General features: G+C 72.7%; 14 protein-coding genes. 8 read left to right on the top strand and 6 right to left on the bottom strand.

Annotation, left to right across the window (positions count from 1 at the left end; translation table 11 throughout):
- The first annotated feature begins 39 nt into the window (after positions 1 to 39).
- On the top strand, positions 40 to 918 hold the full coding sequence (truA, locus tag ABZ842_RS02290) for a tRNA pseudouridine(38-40) synthase TruA (protein WP_361530244.1): 879 nt from the start codon (positions 40 to 42) through the stop codon (positions 916 to 918).
- Here truA and ABZ842_RS02285 read toward each other — a convergent pair.
- On the bottom strand, positions 892 to 1,830 hold the full coding sequence (locus tag ABZ842_RS02285) for a hypothetical protein (RefSeq protein WP_361530241.1): 939 nt from the start codon (positions 1,828 to 1,830) through the stop codon (positions 892 to 894). The genes truA and ABZ842_RS02285 overlap by 27 nt on opposite strands.
- Before the next feature lie 55 nt (positions 1,831 to 1,885).
- Between ABZ842_RS02285 and ABZ842_RS02280 the strand changes: the two genes are divergently transcribed.
- From ABZ842_RS02280 to glmM, 4 genes are all read left to right on the top strand, one after another.
- The gene (locus ABZ842_RS02280) at positions 1,886 to 3,508 is read left to right on the top strand and encodes an ATP-binding cassette domain-containing protein (RefSeq protein ID WP_361530238.1); all 1,623 of its coding nucleotides are present in this window, start codon (positions 1,886 to 1,888) and stop codon (positions 3,506 to 3,508) included.
- A gap of 305 nt (positions 3,509 to 3,813) precedes the next feature.
- Positions 3,814 to 4,257, top strand: a complete 444-nt coding sequence (rplM, locus tag ABZ842_RS02275; protein WP_361530235.1) for a 50S ribosomal protein L13 — start codon at positions 3,814 to 3,816, stop codon at positions 4,255 to 4,257.
- A gap of 41 nt (positions 4,258 to 4,298) precedes the next feature.
- The gene (gene rpsI / locus ABZ842_RS02270) at positions 4,299 to 4,817 is read left to right on the top strand and encodes a 30S ribosomal protein S9 (protein ID WP_361530232.1); all 519 of its coding nucleotides are present in this window, start codon (positions 4,299 to 4,301) and stop codon (positions 4,815 to 4,817) included.
- A gap of 163 nt (positions 4,818 to 4,980) precedes the next feature.
- Entirely contained in the window at positions 4,981 to 6,339 is a 1,359-nt protein-coding gene (gene glmM, locus ABZ842_RS02265; protein WP_361530229.1) for a phosphoglucosamine mutase, read from the top strand.
- 71 nt (positions 6,340 to 6,410) lie between these two features.
- On the opposite strand, the gene ABZ842_RS02260 is transcribed toward glmM, so the two are convergent.
- Positions 6,411 to 7,481: a protein kinase family protein gene (locus ABZ842_RS02260; RefSeq protein WP_361530226.1), complete on the bottom strand. Its 1,071-nt coding sequence runs from the start codon at positions 7,479 to 7,481 to the stop codon at positions 6,411 to 6,413.
- A 56-nt stretch (positions 7,482 to 7,537) separates the two neighbouring features.
- On the bottom strand, positions 7,538 to 8,371 hold the full coding sequence (locus ABZ842_RS02255; RefSeq protein ID WP_361530223.1) for an oxidoreductase: 834 nt from the start codon (positions 8,369 to 8,371) through the stop codon (positions 7,538 to 7,540).
- A gap of 92 nt (positions 8,372 to 8,463) precedes the next feature.
- Between ABZ842_RS02255 and ABZ842_RS02250 the strand changes: the two genes are divergently transcribed.
- A complete protein-coding gene (locus ABZ842_RS02250; RefSeq protein WP_361530220.1) occupies positions 8,464 to 9,369 on the top strand; it encodes a LysR substrate-binding domain-containing protein in 906 nt (301 codons plus the stop codon).
- Between the two features lie 39 nt (positions 9,370 to 9,408).
- On the opposite strand, the gene ABZ842_RS02245 is transcribed toward ABZ842_RS02250, so the two are convergent.
- Positions 9,409 to 10,332, bottom strand: a complete 924-nt coding sequence (locus ABZ842_RS02245) for a DUF389 domain-containing protein (protein WP_361530217.1) — start codon at positions 10,330 to 10,332, stop codon at positions 9,409 to 9,411.
- 10 nt (positions 10,333 to 10,342) lie between these two features.
- Entirely contained in the window at positions 10,343 to 11,341 is a 999-nt protein-coding gene (gene coaA, locus ABZ842_RS02240; RefSeq protein WP_361530214.1) for a type I pantothenate kinase, read from the bottom strand.
- A gap of 120 nt (positions 11,342 to 11,461) precedes the next feature.
- On the opposite strand from coaA, the gene glmS reads away from it, so the two are divergent.
- On the top strand, positions 11,462 to 13,309 hold the full coding sequence (gene glmS, locus ABZ842_RS02235; protein WP_361530211.1) for a glutamine--fructose-6-phosphate transaminase (isomerizing): 1,848 nt from the start codon (positions 11,462 to 11,464) through the stop codon (positions 13,307 to 13,309).
- A gap of 4 nt (positions 13,310 to 13,313) precedes the next feature.
- Positions 13,314 to 13,682 (top strand): holo-ACP synthase, encoded by a 369-nt coding sequence (locus ABZ842_RS02230; RefSeq protein WP_361530208.1) that lies wholly within the window; start codon positions 13,314 to 13,316, stop codon positions 13,680 to 13,682.
- Positions 13,683 to 14,411: 729 nt separating this feature from the next.
- Here ABZ842_RS02230 and ABZ842_RS02225 read toward each other — a convergent pair.
- Entirely contained in the window at positions 14,412 to 16,517 is a 2,106-nt protein-coding gene (locus ABZ842_RS02225) for an endoglucanase (protein ID WP_361530205.1), read from the bottom strand.
- Positions 16,518 to 16,520: the final 3 nt, after the last annotated feature.

The raw sequence follows: 16,520 nt of genomic DNA, 5'->3' as shown, positions 1-16,520 counted from the left end.
GGGGGAGCGGGCCCGTTCCCGTGACAAGAGGATCAACACGTGAGTGCTGAGGGCATCGGGCCCGGGTTCGTCCGGCTGCGGCTGGACCTGTCGTACGACGGCAGGGAGTTCTCCGGCTGGGCGAAGCAGGCCGGCGGGCGGCGCACCGTGCAGGGCGAGATCGAGGACGCCCTCCGCACGGTGACCAGGTCAACCACCACGTACGAGCTGACCGTGGCCGGCCGTACGGACGCCGGGGTGCACGCCCGCGGCCAGGTGGCCCACGTCGACCTCCCCGTGGAGGTGTGGGCCGAGCACCGCGAGAAGCTGCTGAAGCGGCTCGCGGGGCGGCTCTCGCGGGACGTGCGGATCTGGCGGGTCGCCGAGGCGCCCGCCGGCTTCGACGCCCGCTTCTCCGCGATCTGGCGGCGGTACGCCTACCGGGTCTGCGACCACCCGGGCGGGGTCGACCCGCTGCTGCGCGGCCACGTGCTGTGGCACGACTGGCCGCTGGACGTGGCCGCGATGAACGAGGCGTCGCGCGGGCTCGTCGGGGAGCACGACTTCGCCGCGTACTGCAAGAAGCGCGAGGGCGCGACGACGATCCGCACCCTCCAGCAGCTGTCGTGGGAGCGGGACGGGGCCGGGGTGATCACCGCGACCGTGCGGGCGGACGCCTTCTGCCACAACATGGTGCGCTCGCTGGTGGGCGCGCTGCTCTTCGTCGGCGACGGGCACCGGCCGGCGACGTGGCCGGCGCAGGTGCTGGCCGCCGGCGTGCGGGACTCCGCCGTGCACGTCGTACGGCCGCACGGGCTGACGCTGGAGGAAGTCGGCTATCCGTCCGACGAGTTGCTGGCCGCCCGCAGCAAGGAGGCCCGCAACAAGCGGTCGCTGCCCGTGGCTGGCGGGTCAGCCGCCGGTGGCTGCTGCGGCTGACGCCTGCGCCTCGCCGCGGGCGCGGACCTGCTGGAACGTCAGGTCGGTGATGTCCTTGGCGGCCTGGTACACCTTCGCGTCCTGCGCCGTGACGGACTTGCCGTTGGTGAAGCCGGTGCTGGTGTAGAAGGCGTACCGGCCGGCGTAGGAGGACCGGAAGAGGCAGACCGGTCCGCCCTTGCAGAACGAGGGGACGCCGGCGCCGGGCAGCGGGGCGATGTTCCGCTTGGTCTCCGCGGCCCGCTGGGCCTCCGCCTGGGTGCCGAAGACGGCGACGCCGATGGTGACGGCGACGCCGTCCTTGCTGTACGTGGCGCGGAAGACCCGGTCGCAGCCGTTGGAGGAGAGGACGGCGGGGAGGGCGCCCTGGGCCGCGGAGGCGCAGGCGTCGGTGCTGTTGGTGGCGCCCTTGGCGTACCTGCGGTCGGCCATGGTCATCGTGGTGCCGGGGAAGAAGGTGTCGAGGTTCAGCGGCGCCTTGTCCTTCTTCTCGTCGGAGATGTAGTCCGACGGGTTCGGCGGCGGCGCAGGGGCGACCGAGGCGAACGACGGCCCGGGCTGGGTTTCCTGGGCGACGCTCGCGCTCGGGGAACCGGTGGACGTGGTGGGCGTGTCCCCGGAGTCGTTGGAGAGCACGATCGCGGTGGCCACGATCGCGGCGATGCCGACGGTGGCGAGCCCGCCGCCGCCGATCATCAGCAGGCGCCGCTTGCGGGCGCGCTCCGCGGAGGCGTCCGCGAGCGCGGCCCAGTCCGGGGTGTCGGACGCGTTGCCGTACGCGCCATCACCGGGGCGACCCGTGCCGTACGGATCCCCGCCCTGCCCCTGGCCGTACGGATCCCGGCCGTTCCACGGGTTCTGGTTCTGTCCCTCACCGGACCCCCACTGAGGCCCCCCCTGACCAAAGCTCATGCCGCGAATCCTAAACCGGTTGGGTTCGCGGGGTCCCGGCCCGCATCATCGAACAATGGGACATCTCGAAGCCGCGCACCTGGAGTACTACCTGCCCGACGGCCGGGTGCTGCTCGCCGACGCCTCGTTCCGGGTCGGCGAGGGCGCCAAGGTCGCCCTGGTGGGGGCGAACGGCGCGGGCAAGACGACTCTGCTCAGGCTGTTGTCCGGGGAGTTGCAGCCGCACGGGGGCTCGGTCTCGTCGAGCGGCGGGCTGGGCGTGATGCGGCAGTTCATCGGCTCGGTGCGCGACGACCGCACGGTGCGCGACCTGCTGGTCTCGCTGGCGTCGCCGCGGATCAGGGAGGCCGCAGCCGCGGTGGACGCGGCCGAGCACCGGATCATGACGGTGGACGACGAGGCCGCGCAGATGGCGTACGCGCAGGCCCTCAGCGACTGGGCGGAGGCGCGCGGCTACGAGGCGGAGACGCTGTGGGACATGTGCACGGTGGCCGCGCTGGGGGTGCCGTACGAGCGCGCCCAGTTCCGCGACCTGAAGACGCTCAGCGGCGGCGAGCAGAAGCGGCTGGCGCTGGAGGCGCTGCTGCGCGGCCCGGACGAGGTGCTGCTGCTGGACGAGCCGGACAACTACCTCGACGTGCCGGGCAAGCGCTGGCTTGAGGAGCGGCTCGCGGAGACCCGCAAGACGGTGCTCTTCGTCTCCCACGACCGGGAGCTGCTGGCCCGCAGCGCGCAGAAGGTCATCAGCGTCGAGCCGGGCGCCGCGGGCTCGGACGTGTGGGTGCACGGCGGCGGCTTCGCCACGTACCCCGAGGCCCGCAAGGAGCGCTTCACCCGCTTCGAAGAGCTGCGGCGGCGCTGGGACGAGGAGCGGGCCCGGCTGAAGAAGCTGGTGCTGGACCTCCAGCAGTACGCGGCGCGCAGCGATGACATGGCCTCGCGCTACCAGGCGGCGAAGACCCGGCTGCGGAAGTTCGAGGAGGCGGGTCCGCCGCCGGAGCCGCCGCGGGAGCAGGAGATCCGGATGCGGCTCAAGGGCGGCCGGACCGGGGTGCGCGCGGTGACCTGCCAGGCGCTGGAGCTGAGCGGGCTGATGAAGCCGTTCGACCTGGAGGTCTTCTACGGGGAGCGGGTGGCGGTGCTGGGGTCGAACGGCTCCGGCAAGTCGCACTTCCTGCGGCTGCTGGCGGGGGACGGGACGGTGGCGCACACCGGGCTGTGGAAGCTGGGCGCCCGGGTGGTGCCCGGCCACTTCGCGCAGACGCACGCCCACCCGGAGCTGCTGGGCCGCACCCTGGTGGACATCCTGTGGACGGAGCACGCGAAGGACCGCGGCGGGGCGATGTCCGTACTGCGCAGGTACGAGCTGGAGCGCCAGGGCGACCAGCCCTTCGACCGGCTCTCCGGCGGGCAGCAGGCGCGCTTCCAGATCCTGCTGCTGGAGCTGGCGGGGACGACGGCGCTGCTGCTGGACGAGCCCACGGACAACCTGGACCTGGAGTCCGCGCAGGCGCTCCAGGACGGTCTGGAGGCCTACGAGGGGACGGTGCTCGCCGTCACCCACGACCGGTGGTTCGCCCGCTCCTTCGACCGCTATCTGGTCTTCGGCTCGGACGGGATGGTGCGGGAGACGCGCGAGCCGGTGTGGGACGAGCGCCGGGTCCAGCGCGCACGGTAGTTGTACGGATACGGTGCGTTCCGATGGCCGGTGGGTGACGCGGAGGTTGCACCGGGCGACTTTGACCCGTCCGGAGGGGGGCGGGTAAGCTTCTGCTTCGTTATGCGTATTGGCTTGCTCTATCTCACGTGAGAGGCCCTTACGCCGGTCCACCGGACCGATGACCAGCGGCGAGCACTCGGGTTGCGTCCCCGGCGTGCCGCCAAGGCTGTCGTGATCGTTCGGGTGGCCTTGTCAGGACCTACTCTTTCCGTCCCCCGTGGGCGGGGGGAGACTCACTCACTGAAGAAGCGAAGGCTACGACCGTGCGTACGTACAGCCCCAAGCCCGGCGATGTGACGCGCCAGTGGCACATCATCGACGCGCAGGACGTCGTCCTGGGCCGTCTGGCCACCACCGCCGCCACCCTTCTCCGGGGCAAGCACAAGCCGATCTACGCGCCCCACGTCGACACTGGTGACTTCGTCATCATCATCAACGCGGACAAGGTGCACCTGTCCGGCAACAAGCGGACCCAGAAGATGGCGTACCGCCACTCCGGCTACCCGGGTGGTCTGCGCTCCGTCCGCTACGACGAGCTGCTGGAGAAGAGCCCGGAGAAGGCCGTCGAGAAGGCCGTCAAGGGCATGCTCCCGAAGAACACCCTGGGCCGTCAGATGCTCTCGAAGCTGAAGGTCTACGCGGGCGAGAACCACCCGCACGCTGCTCAGCAGCCGGTTCCGTTCGAGATCACCCAGGTCGCGCAGTAAGTCCGGCCATCCCAAAGACTGAAGAGAATCTGAGGAACACCGTGGCCGAGACCACCACTGAGATCCCCGTCGAGGGCGAAGAGACCTACGAAGAGGTCACCACCTTCGAGTCGGAGGTGCCCGTCGAGGGCGAGTACACCAGCGAGTCGCTGGCCTCCCGCTTCGGCGACCCGCAGCCGGCCGCCGGCCTGGGCCGCCGCAAGAACGCCATCGCCCGCGTCCGGATCGTTCCGGGCTCCGGCAAGTGGAAGATCAACGGTCGCACCCTTGAGGACTACTTCCCCAACAAGGTGCACCAGCAGGAAGTCAACGAGCCCTTCAAGGTGCTCGAACTCGACGACCGCTACGACGTCGTCGCCCGCATCTCCGGCGGCGGTGTCTCCGGCCAGGCCGGCGCCCTGCGCCTGGGCGTGGCCCGCGCGCTGAACGAGGCGGACGTGGACAACAACCGCGGCCCGCTGAAGAAGGCCGGCTTCCTGAGCCGCGACGACCGTTCGGTCGAGCGCAAGAAGGCCGGTCTGAAGAAGGCCCGCAAGGCCCCGCAGTACAGCAAGCGCTAAATCGCCTGCTCGGCTGTTCGTACGTACGCCCCGGTGGCTCCGTTCCATGCCACCGGGGCGTACGTTTTCCCCAGGCTTGGTGGCGGCGGAGCGTGCGGCTCCGCCCGGTCCGTCAGGCTTTCTGTTCGGAGCATGGCTCACGAGGCACTTTCGGAGGACGGTTGTGGGACGACTCTTCGGCACGGACGGCGTGCGCGGTGTCGCCAACGCGGATCTGACGGCGGAGCTCGCGCTCGGCCTTTCCGTCGCGGCGGCGCACGTGCTGGCCGAGGCGGGGACCTTTGAGGGCCACCGGCCCACCGCGGTGGTCGGGCGAGATCCGCGTGCGTCGGGAGAGTTCCTGGAGGCGGCCGTGGTGGCGGGGCTCGCCAGCGCGGGCGTGGACGTGCTGCGGGTCGGCGTGCTGCCGACGCCCGCGGTGGCGCACCTCACCGGTGCGCTCGGCGCGGACCTCGGCGTGATGCTGTCCGCCAGCCACAACGCCATGCCCGACAACGGCGTCAAGTTCTTCGCGCGCGGCGGCCACAAGCTCGCCGACGAGCTGGAGGACCGCATCGAGACCGTGTACGAGCAGCACCGCACGGGTGCGCCGTGGGACCGGCCGACCGGTGCGGGCGTCGGTCGGGTCACCGACTACGACGAGGGCTTCGACAAGTACGTCGCCCATCTCGTCGCGGTGCTCCCGAACCGGCTCGACGGCCTCAAGGTCGTCCTCGACGAGGCGCACGGCGCGGCGTCCCGGGTCTCCCCGGAGGCGTTCGCCCGGGCCGGCGCCGACGTCATCACCATCGGCGCGGCCCCCGACGGGCTGAACATCAACGAGGGCTGCGGCTCCACGCACCTGGAGCAGTTGCGGGCGGCCGTCATCGAGCACGGTGCGGACTTCGGCATCGCGCACGACGGCGACGCGGACCGCTGCCTGGCCGTCGACGGCGCCGGCGAGGAGGTCGACGGGGACCAGATCCTCGCGGTGCTCGCGCTGGCGATGCGCGAGGCGGGCACGCTGCGCGGGGACACCGTGGTGGCGACCGTGATGTCGAACCTCGGCTTCAAGCTCGCGATGGAGCGGGAGGGCCTGGCGCTGGTGCAGACCGCGGTGGGCGACCGCTACGTGCTGGAGTCGATGAAGGAGCACGGGTACGCGCTCGGCGGCGAGCAGTCCGGCCACGTCATCGTCCTGGACCACGCGACGACCGGCGACGGCACGCTGACCGGGCTGATGCTGGCGGCGCGGGTGGCGGCGACGGGCCGAACGCTTGCGGAGCTGGCCGCGGTGATGGAGCGACTGCCGCAGGTGCTGATCAACGTTCCGGACGTCGACAAATCCCGGGTCCGCACCTCCGCGGAGCTGGCGGCGGCGGTCGCGGACGCCGAGCGGGAGCTGGGCGCGACCGGTCGCGTACTGCTGCGTCCCTCCGGTACGGAGCCGCTGGTACGGGTCATGGTCGAGGCGGCCGACCTGGAGCAGGCGCGCTCGGTCGCGGAGCGGCTGGCGGACGCGGTGAAGTCGGCGCTCGGTTAGTTTCGTGTCGCGAAGGGGCCCGCACCCATGGGGTGCGGGCCCCTTCGTGCGTCTTCGAGGGCGTCAGGGCGTCAGGGCGTCAGAGTGGCCAGGGCCCGGCTGATTGCTTCGGCGGGGTACGGGGTCTCGCGGTTCCTGTCGGCGAAGTGGCCGTAGAAGTCGGTGACGAGGGCGGCGACCGGCGCGTGACGTTCGATCACGGCCCGGACCGCGGCGGGGCCGTCCGGGGCCCGTTCCCCTTGCGCGCAGGCGTGGACGAGCGCTTCGCGTTCGGTGCGGTCGTGCCCGTACACGGTGGTGATCAGCCAGTTGACCAGATAGCTCATGGCGTAGGCGCGGTCGTGGGTGGTGTGCGCGGCGAGGAAGTCGCCCTCGGCGGGGGAGAGGTCGAAGCGGGGCGAGAGGGCGAGGCCGAAGTCGGCGAAGTACAGGCGGCGTCCGTCGGTGAGGACGTTGCGGAAGTGCGCGTCGAAGTGCAGCAGCCCGTGGTCGTTCATGGCGGTGACGCCGGCGGCAAGCTGACGTTCCGTCCGCCGTACGGCCTCGTCTGCGCGTTGCTCGTCGCCCGAGCGCAGCTCTTCGGCGAGGTGGTCGTGGAGCGTGCGGGGGACGTGCTCCAAGAAGAGCACCAGGCTCGCGGAGGACTGCGCCAGCTCCTCGATGCGTCGCCGTACGCCCGCGCCGCCGCCCCAGTAGGCGACGGCGCGGTCCACGTCGGCGAGTTCGTCCGGGAGCGCGGGCGGGGCGTCCGGCAGGACCCGCCAGTGGTGGGTGAGGGGGAAGGCGTCGGGGCCGCCGGTGAGCACCCAGGCGGTGGTCGCGGTGTGGGTGGCCAGCTCGCGCCACGCCCCGAAGCCGGGGCTGCCGGGGTGGCCCATGCCGTACTGGCAGTACGGCGGGAGGCCGAAGAGGTTCGCCGTGGAGTGCCGGTGCTCGGGCCGCCGTTCGGTGTCCGTCACCGGGACGCGCTTGACGAAGACGGGCACCCCGTCCAGCTCCAGCAGGGCGGACGTGCCGCCGATGCCGGAGCCGAGGGGGCGGGCTGTCGAGAGGAGTTCGGCGAGTTGGCGGTCGCCGAGCGGGGCGAGGGCGGTCGCGACCTTCCGGTGGGCGGTCAGGCGCTCGGTGGGTGCGGGCTGCATCCGGGGGCGGACCTCGTTTCGGAGCCGGGATTCCGAAACCGTACGCGTCCCGGGCGTCAGGAGTCGAAGTCGGTGGAGCGGGCGAGCGCTTCCCAGGTGCGGAGTTCGGCCCGGGCGCGGTCGAGTTGGCCGGTGATCGCGTCCGCGGCGTCGTTGCCGAGCGGCAGCCGCAGCGGGGGCTCGTCGGAGTCCAGCGCGGTGAGGATCGCGGCGGCGGCCTTGGCCGGGTCGCCGGGCTCCTGGCCGCTGCCGCTCGCGAGGCCGGTGCGGACCGGGCCCACGGTGTCCTTGTAGACGTCCAGCGCCGTGGACTGCTGGAGCGCGCCGGCGCCGGCGAAGCCGGTGCGGAAGGCGCCGGGCTCCACGATCAGCACCCGGATGCCGTGCGGGGCGACCTCGGCGGCCAGGGCTTCGGAGAGCCCCTCCAGGGCGAACTTGGTGGCGCAGTAGCCGCCGACGCCGGCGAACGCGAACCGGCCGCCCATGCTGCTCAGCTGCACGACGGCGCCGGTGCCGCGGCGCCGCATGTGCGGCAGCGCGGCCCGGGTGAGCGCGAGGGGGCCGAAGAAGTGCAGGTCCATCAGGTCCCGCAACTCCTCTTCGGTGGTCTCCTCGACCGCGCCGACCAGGCCGCGTCCGGCGTTGTTCACCAGGACGTCGATGCGTCCGTGCCGGGACACCACCCCGTCTACGGCGGCGCCGACGGCCGCGGTGTCGGTGACGTCCAGCGGCAGCGCCTCGACCTGGTCGGGGTGGGCGGCGACGAGGTCGTCCAGGAGCGCGGTGCGGCGGGCGGCGGCGACCACGACGTCACCGGCGGCCACCGCGGCTTCGGTGAGGGCGCGTCCGAAGCCGCTGCTCGCACCGGTGACCAGCCAGACCCTGTTCATGTTCCGCTCCCTCGTTCGTCGCCCGTCCTGCGTGTTGCCAACCACCGTGCAGGGAAAGCCAGTTGTCCGTCCAAGTCACGTCGTGATAGCCGATGGTTATGGACGTTCACGGACGGGACCTGCGGTACTTCGTCGCGGTCGCCGAGGAACTGCACTTCACCCGCGCGGCCGAGCGGCTGTACGTCTCGCAGCCCGCGCTGAGCAAGCAGATCAGAATGCTGGAGAAACAGGTGGGAGCCGCGCTGTTCGAGCGGGACCGGCGGGAGGTCCGGCTCAGCGAGGTCGGCGCGGCGCTGCTGCCGTACGCGCGGCGGATGCTCGCCGAGTGGGACGGGGCGCGGGACGCGGTCTCCCGCGCCGTCGCCGACCGGGCGGCGGTCCTCGTCCTGGGCATGAGCACCAGCCCCGGGCGCGGGGGCGTCCTGCCGGCGATCCGCTCCCGCTTCACCGCGGTCCGTCCCGCCGCCCGCGTGTCGCTGCGCCAGGTCCCGTGGCACGACCCGACCGCCGGCCTCGCCGACGGCTCCAGCGACGCCGCGTTCGTCTGGCTGCCGCTGCCCGACCCGGAGCGCTACCGCTGGCTGGTTCTCGCCGAGGAGCCCCGCCTGGTCGCCCTCCCCGAGACCCACCCGCTGGCCGCGAAGCCCGCCGTCCCCTTCGCCGACCTGCTGGACGAGCCCTTCCTCGCCCTCCCCGAGAGCGCCGGCCCGCTGCGCGACTACTGGCTCGCCCTCGACGCCCGCGCCGGCCGCCCGCCGCGCGTCGGCGCGGAGGTGGCGAGCACCGAGGAGACGTACGAGGCCCTGGTCGCCGGCCTCGGCGTGGTCCTCCTCGCGGCCGGCAACGCCCCCCTGATCACCCTCGGCCAGGTCGTCACCCGCGAGGTCCCCGACCTCGCCCCCAGCCGCTTCGCCCTGGCCTGGCGCGCGGACGACCGCCGCGAACTGGTCCACGAGTACGTGCGCGCGTGCGCGCGGGCGGTGGGGAGACCCGGGTGACGCGCTGCTGCTCCTCAACTGAGCGGCGCGCCCTGCAGGTCACGGCTTGCGCGGGGCCCAGAAGAGTTTTTGGGCCAGGAGCGTCAGGGTGCCGGCGAGGGTGATGCCGAGGAGGTTGAGGAGGAGTTGTTCCGTGGAGCCCCACGCCTGGCGGTACTCGTCGAAGCTGAAGGCGACCGCCGCGTTCGCCGCCGCCGGGATCGTCGTCACGGAGATCGCGACGCCGACGAGCGCGCCGGACTTCGCCGAGGTGAGGGAGAGGGTGCCGGCGATGCCGGCGAGGATGGCGACGACGAAGGAGAAGGCGTCCGGCTGGTAGATGAAGTTCGTGTTGGGGCGGGGGGCCTCCAGGTCCGCGGCGTGGAAGAGGTCGAGCCCGGTCATCAGGTGGCTGAAGCCGACCGTGACGACCATCGCCGTCGCGAAGCCGACGAGCAGGGCGAGCAGGGAGCGCACGGCGAGGCGGGGGGTGCGGCGGACCAGGGAGGTGGAGATGCCGGCCAGGGGGCCGAACTCGGGGCCGACCGCCATCGCGCCCACGATGAGGATCGCGTTGTCCAGCACGACGCCGCAGGCCGCGATCATCGTGGCCACCGTCATGAAGGCGAGGTACGTGGCGGAGAGGGTGGACTCCTCGTGGGTGGCGTCCTCCAGGTGCTCCCACAGCACCGCGTCCGCCGCCTCCCCGGGGGCCTCGGCCTCCGCCTTGTCGGCGCGGCGGGACAGGGACAGGTGGATGTCGTCGACCGCGATCGAGCCGGTCTCGTCGACGCCGAGGGAGCGCAGGCCGCCGATCAATTGGTCGCCCGCCTCGCGTGCCACGTCGCACAGGACCACGTCGCCCGCCGGGTTGCGGGCGGCGCCGGGCAGGACCGCGACGTGGGCCGTGCCCGGGGTGTCCTCGATCAGCCGCACGACCTCGTCGGTGCGGTCGGTCGGGGTGATCAGTCGTACGTGCAGCACGCCGGACTCCTCAGAGCTTGCGCAGGGACAGCCGCTGGACCTTGTGGTCGGGGCCCTTGCGCAGGATCAGGGTGGCACGCCCGCGGGTCGGCGCCACGTTCTCCAGCAGGTTGGGCTTGTTGATGGTGCGCCACATCGTGCGGGCGTACTCCAGCGCCTCGTCCTCGGACACCTGCGTGTACTTGCGGAAGTACGAGGAGGGGTCCCGGAACGCGGTCTCGCGCAGCGCCCGGAAGCGCCTGAGGTACCAGCGCTCGATGTCCTCGGGTCGGGCGTCCACGTACACGGAGAAGTCGAAGTAGTCCGCGAGGCCCACCCGGGTGCGGCCGTCCTTGCCCGGCAGCGCCGGCTGGAGCACGTTCAGGCCCTCGACGATGAGGATGTCGGGGCGGCGCACGACGAGGCGTTCGCCGGGGACGATGTCGTACGTGAGGTGCGAGTAGACGGGCGCGGTCACCTCGTCCTTGCCCGCCTTGATGTCGGCGACGAAACGGGTCAGGGCGCGCCGGTCGTACGACTCGGGGAACCCCTTCCGCGACATCAGCCCGCGGGCCTGGAGCTCCTTCATCGGCAGCAGGAACCCGTCCGTGGTGACCAGCTCCACGCGCGGGTGCTCGGGCCAGCGCGCCAACAGCGCCCGCAGCAGCCGGGCGACCGTCGACTTCCCGACGGCGACCGAGCCCGCGACCCCTATGACGAACGGGGTGCCGCGCTGCGCGCCCTGGCCGCCGCCCGCCGCCCCCAGGAAGGTGTTGAGCGCGCCCCGCAGCTCGCCGGTGGCCCGTACGTACAGGTTCAGCAGCCGCGACAGCGGCAGATAGACGTCCCGCACCTCGTCCAGGTCGATCACGTCGCCCAGCCCGCGCAGCTGCTCCACCTCCTCGGCGGTCAGCGGCAGCGGGGTCCTGTCGCGCAGCGCGCTCCACTCGGCGCGGGTCAGGTCCACGTACGGGGTGGCCGCGTGCTCGTTGGCCCGGCGATGGGTGCTGTTCGGCGGCGACGTGATCACAGGGACATTGTCGGGGAACCGGCCGGTACGCGGGCCGTGTGCTCGGTCACGCGGGTGGCCGACGGATGCCGTCCGGGTCGCACCCGGGCCGTGCGCCGCCGCGGACGTAGGCTGCGCCGCATGTGCGGAATCGTGGGATATGTCGGTGGACAGTCGGCGCTCGACGTGGTCGTCGCCGGGCTGAAGCGACTGGAGTACCGCGGCTACGACTCCGCGGGCGTCGCCGTGCTCGCCGACGGCGGGCTCGCCGCGGCCAAGCGCGCCGGAAAGCTGGTCAACCTGGAGAAGGCCCTGGTGGAGCGGCCCCTGCCGACCGGCTCCACGGCAATCGGACACACCCGCTGGGCCACCCACGGCGCACCGACCGACGCGAACGCCCATCCGCACCTGGACAACGCGGGCCGGGTCGCCGTCGTCCACAACGGCATCATCGAGAACTTCGCCGCGCTCCGCGCCGAGCTGGCCGCCCGCGGCCACGACCTGGCCTCCGAGACGGACACCGAGGTCGTGGCGCACCTGCTCGCCGAGTCGTACTCCTCCTGCGGGGACCTGACGGAGTCGATGCGTCAGGTGTGCCGACGGCTCCAGGGCGCGTTCACCCTGGTCGCGGTGGTCGCGGACGAGCCCGACACGGTCGTGGGGGCGCGCCGCAACTCCCCGCTGGTGGTGGGGGTGGGGGAGGGCGAGTCCTTCCTCGCGTCCGACGTGTCCGCCTTCATCGACCACACGCGCTCGGCGATCGAGCTGGGCCAGGACCAGGTGGTGGAGCTGCGCCGGGAGGGCGTCCAGGTCACCGACTTCGAGGGGGCGCCCGCGGACGTGCGGCCGTACCACGTCGACTGGGACGCGTCCGCGGCCGAGAAGGGCGGCTACCCCTCCTTCATGCTCAAGGAGATCGCCGAGCAGCCGAAGGCGGTGGCGGACACCCTGCTCGGCCGGATCGACGAGGACGGCGCACTGACGCTGGACGAGGTGCGCATCCCGGCGTCGGTGCTGCGGTCGACGGAGAAGGTCGTGGTGGTGGCGTGCGGCACCGCCTTCCACGCCGGGCTGATCGCCAAGTACGCGGTGGAGCACTGGACCCGCATCCCGTGCGAGGTGGAGCTCGCGAGCGAGTTCCGCTACCGCGACCCGATCCTGGACCGGCGGTCCTTGGTGATCGCGATCTCCCAGTCCGGGGAGACCATGGACACCCTGATGGCGGTGCGGCACGCGCGGGAGCAGGGCGCGCAGGTGCTGGCGATCTGCAACGCGAACGGCTCGACGATCCCGCGCGAGTCCGACGCGGTGCTCTACACCCACGCCGGGCCGGAGGTCGCGGTCGCCTCGACGAAGGCGTTCCTCACCCAACTGGTCGCCTGCTACCTCGTCGCGCTCTACCTGGGGCAGGCGCGCGGCACCACGTGGGGCGACGAGGTCCGGGCGGTCGTCCGGGACCTGGCGCGGATCTCCGAGGCGGTGGAGCGCGTCCTCACGACGATGGAACCGGTACGGGAGCTCGCCCGTTCCCTCGCCGACCAGGACACGGTCCTCTTCCTGGGCCGGCACGTGGGCTACCCGGTGGCGCTGGAAGGCGCGCTGAAGCTGAAGGAACTCGCGTACATGCACGCGGAGGGCTTCGCCGCGGGCGAGTTGAAGCACGGGCCGATCGCGCTGGTCGAGCCGGGGCTGCCGGTGGTCGTGGTGGTGCCGTCGCCGAGCGGGCGTTCCGTCCTCCACGACAAGGTCGTCTCCAACATCCAGGAGATCCGGGCGCGCGGTGCGCGCACCATCGTGATCGCGGAGGAGGGCGACGAGGTGGTGGTGCCGTACGCGGACCACCTGATCCGGGTGCCGGTGACCCCGACGCTGCTCCAGCCGCTGGTGGCGACCGTGCCGTTGCAGGTCTTCGCGTGCGAGTTGGCGACGGCCCGGGACAATGAGGTCGATCAGCCGCGCAATTTGGCGAAGTCCGTGACGGTGGAGTGAGCACATGATTATCGGGGTGGGGATCGACGTCGCCGAGATCGACCGGTTCGCGGCGTCGCTGCGGCGTACGCCGGGCATGGCGACGAGGCTCTTCCTGGAGCGGGAGTTGCTGCTGCCGAGCGGCGAACGGCGCGGTTACGCCTCGCTGGCGGCGCGCTTCGCGGCGAAGGAGGCGGTGGCGAAGGCGCTGGGCGCGCCGGCGGGCCTGCTGTGGACGGACGCGGAGGTGTACGTGGAGGAATCGGGCCGCCCGCGGCTGCGGGTGCGGGGGACGGTGGAGGCGCGGGCGGAGGCATTGGGGGTGCGGTCGTGGCACGTGTCGCTGAGCCACGACGCGGGGGTGGCCTCGGCGGTGGTCATCGCGGAGGGGTAGGACGCTGCGCTGTGCTGGGCGGTGGTGGACCTGGCCGCCGTTGCCCTGCGAGTGCGCTGGTCCCCGCGGCCCGGTGGTGGGCTGCTCGCGCAGTTCCTCGCGCCCCTGGACGTCTGCGCCGTTGCGCTGCCGGGGACGTTGGTCTCTGCGGCCCGGTGGTGGGTTGTTCGCGCAGTTCCCCGCGCCCCCAGGATCGCGCCGTTGCTCTGCGGGCCGGTTGTTTTCTACCGGCCGGTGGTGGGTTGTTCGCGCAGTTCCTCGCGCCCCCAGGATCGCGCTGTTGTTCTGCGGGCTGGTTGTTTTCTACCGGCCGGTGGTGGGCTGCTCGCGCAGTTCCCCGCGCCCCCAGGATCGCGCCGTTGCTCTGCGGGCCGGTTGTTTTCTACCGGCCGGTGGTGGGTTGTTCGCGCAGTTCCCCGCGCCCCTGGGCGTCTGCGCCGTTGTTCTGCGGGCCGGTTGTTTTCTACCGGCCGGTGGTGGGTTGTTCGCGCAGTTCCCCGCGCCCCCAACCTCCTTGCCTCAGCCCGCAGGCGAGTGATGGTCGCGCAGTTCCGCCCCCTACGCCCAGAGGGCGTGGGGGGACCCCCAGCGCCACGCTGCCCCCGTCACTCGTCTGCGGGCTGGGGCGGAGGTGTTTAGGGGCGCGGGGAACTGCGCGAGCAACCCACCACCGGGGCGCGGAGACCAGCGCAGCCGCAGAGCAACGGCGGGTTTGTCAGGGCTGCGGCTCTACCGATGGCGGCGGCGGTGGAGGAGGAGCAGCGTCGCGCCCGCGGCCGTCAGCGCCGCCGCTGTCGCCGCCAGCGGGAGCGCAGACGAGCCCGTCGCGGCGAGCGAGCCGCCGCCGCCCTCGCTGCCCGCCGGCGCGAGGCCCCCGCCGGTGCCACCGGTCGTGGCGGACGGCGGGTCACCGACCGGCGGGTCCCCGGCCGGGGGGTCCGCAACCGGCGGGTCAGACGACGGCGGCGGCGACGGACGCGCAGGCGTCGGCGTCGGCGTCACCTTCAGGACCGCCGGCTGCGTCCGCGTCGAACCCACCGCGTTCGACAGCACCGCCCGGTACCGGTTGCCGTCATGCCGCTCCGTCGCCTTGAACGTCAGCGTTCGACCCGTGCCCGCCGCCCCGGCGACGCGCTGCCACGCCGTGCCGTCCGCGCTGACCTCCCAGCTCACGGTCGGTGCCGGGGTGCCGGTGCCGGCCGCGGTGAAGGTCGCCGGCTGCCCCGCGGTGACCGTGACCGCCTTCGGCGCCGCGGTCACCGCGGGGGAGACCCGGCGCTGGGTCTGCGTCACCTTGCCGTCCGCGACCGTGAACAGCGTGTGCGTGCGTTCGTCCAGGGCCAGCGCGGACGGCCGGTCCCCGACCTTCAGCGCCTCGCTGATCGCGCCCTTCCGCACGTCGACCGCCGCCACCGTCGGCGCCGTGGTCTGCGCCGCGTACAGCGTGCGGGTCGTCGCGTCGTAAGCCAGCGCCTTCGGGTTGGCGCCGACCGCGAGCGTGCCGGTCACCTCGTTCGCCGCCAGGTCGACGGAGAAGACGGTGCCCGCCGCGAGGTTGGCGACGTATCCGGTGCGGGTGGTGGGGTCGACCGTGACGCCCATGCTGCCGAGCGCGGTGGTGCCGAGGCTGAGCGGAGTGCCCACGGCCCGCCCGGTCCTGCCGTCGATCGCGTTCAGCATGTTGAAGAAGGTCATGGGGCTCGTCGAGGTGTTCGGGCCGACGTACGTCGCGTAGCCGCGGCGCGCCGCGGTGTCGACGGCGAGCCCGGCCACCGGCCAGGGGTACGCGATCGGCGTGCCGACGGGCCGCCAGTTCCCGGTGTCGTAGACCGCCACCGACTTCGTCGGCTGGACGGCGACGTACAGGCGGCCCGCGCCGGGGTCGACGGCCAGCAGGTTGACGTTGCCTGGCAGTTCCGCCCGGTTGTCGGTGAGGCGTCCGCCCGCCGTGTCGTACGTGGCGAGCCGGTTGCCCAGCGCCAGGTGCAGGGTGCCCGCCCGGGCGTCCAGCGCCATCGCGGTGACGGCGTCGGGCAGCGGCACGGGCGCGCCGACGACCTCGCCGGTGGCGGTGGCGTACGTGACGAGCCGGCGTGCGCTGCCGCTGTCGACGGCGACGTACAGCCGTCCCGCCTTCGCGTCGACGGCCACGTGCTGCGCCGCGCCGCCGGCCGGTGCGAGCGTGCGCACGGTCTGGTGGCGCACGGTGCCGGGCGGCACTTCGGGCGTCGGGGTGCCGCCGCCGGCGGCGAAGGCGACCGGGACGACGACGTCCTGGTCGCGCTCGGCCAGATGGGTGTGGTCGGCGCGGGTGACGACGGCGCACCTGGCCCGGGTGCAGTCGGCGCTGCTGTCCTTGGCCTTGACGGTCAGCTGAAGGGTGAAGCTGCCCTTGCCGTCGGCGCCGACGGTGAACTTCTTGACCAGGTCCCGGCCGTAGTCGGGCGGGTTGTTGGAGATCCAGTACGAGGAGCCGGAGGCGCCGGAGAAGTCGGTGCCGCCGAGGCAGGGGCTCGGCTCCTTGCCGCGTTCGGGGACGTGGCAGACGGCGAGATAGATGCCTTTGGCGACGTCGTAGCCGGTGCCGGTGACGGTGACTTTCTGGCCGGCGGGGTCGATGTCCTGCGTCGCGGAGACGGTCAGCTTCTGGCCGGTGGGACCGGTGGCCTCACCGGGGGACGCCGCGGGGGCGGCGGTGGCCGAAGCGGCGGAAGGCGTGGCCGCCGCCACCGAGGCGAACAGCAGCAGGGGCGCGGCCACGGCCCCGACCGCGCACCGCCGGATGCGGCGGGCGCGACCGGGGCTCGTGGTGCCCGTGGGACGAGTGTTGGGCATGGC

The sequence above is a fragment of the Streptomyces sp. NPDC047315 genome, assembly GCF_040643215.1.
Taxonomy (GTDB): Bacteria; Actinomycetota; Actinomycetes; order Streptomycetales; family Streptomycetaceae; genus Streptomyces.
This window is presented reverse-complemented; position numbering and strand designations above follow the sequence as displayed.

Coding starts and splice junctions, on each gene's coding strand:
- ABZ842_RS02285 (WP_361530241.1), bottom strand. CDS start 1,830: ATGAGCTTTGGTCAGGGGGGGCCTCAGTGGGGGTCCGGTGAGGGACAG.
- ABZ842_RS02280 (WP_361530238.1), top strand. CDS start 1,886: ATGGGACATCTCGAAGCCGCGCACCTGGAGTACTACCTGCCCGACGGC.
- ABZ842_RS02260 (WP_361530226.1), bottom strand. CDS start 7,481: ATGCAGCCCGCACCCACCGAGCGCCTGACCGCCCACCGGAAGGTCGCG.
- ABZ842_RS02255 (WP_361530223.1), bottom strand. CDS start 8,371: ATGAACAGGGTCTGGCTGGTCACCGGTGCGAGCAGCGGCTTCGGACGC.
- ABZ842_RS02250 (WP_361530220.1), top strand. CDS start 8,464: ATGGTTATGGACGTTCACGGACGGGACCTGCGGTACTTCGTCGCGGTC.
- glmS (WP_361530211.1), top strand. CDS start 11,462: ATGTGCGGAATCGTGGGATATGTCGGTGGACAGTCGGCGCTCGACGTG.
- ABZ842_RS02230 (WP_361530208.1), top strand. CDS start 13,314: ATGATTATCGGGGTGGGGATCGACGTCGCCGAGATCGACCGGTTCGCG.
- ABZ842_RS02225 (WP_361530205.1), bottom strand. CDS start 16,517: ATGCCCAACACTCGTCCCACGGGCACCACGAGCCCCGGTCGCGCCCGC.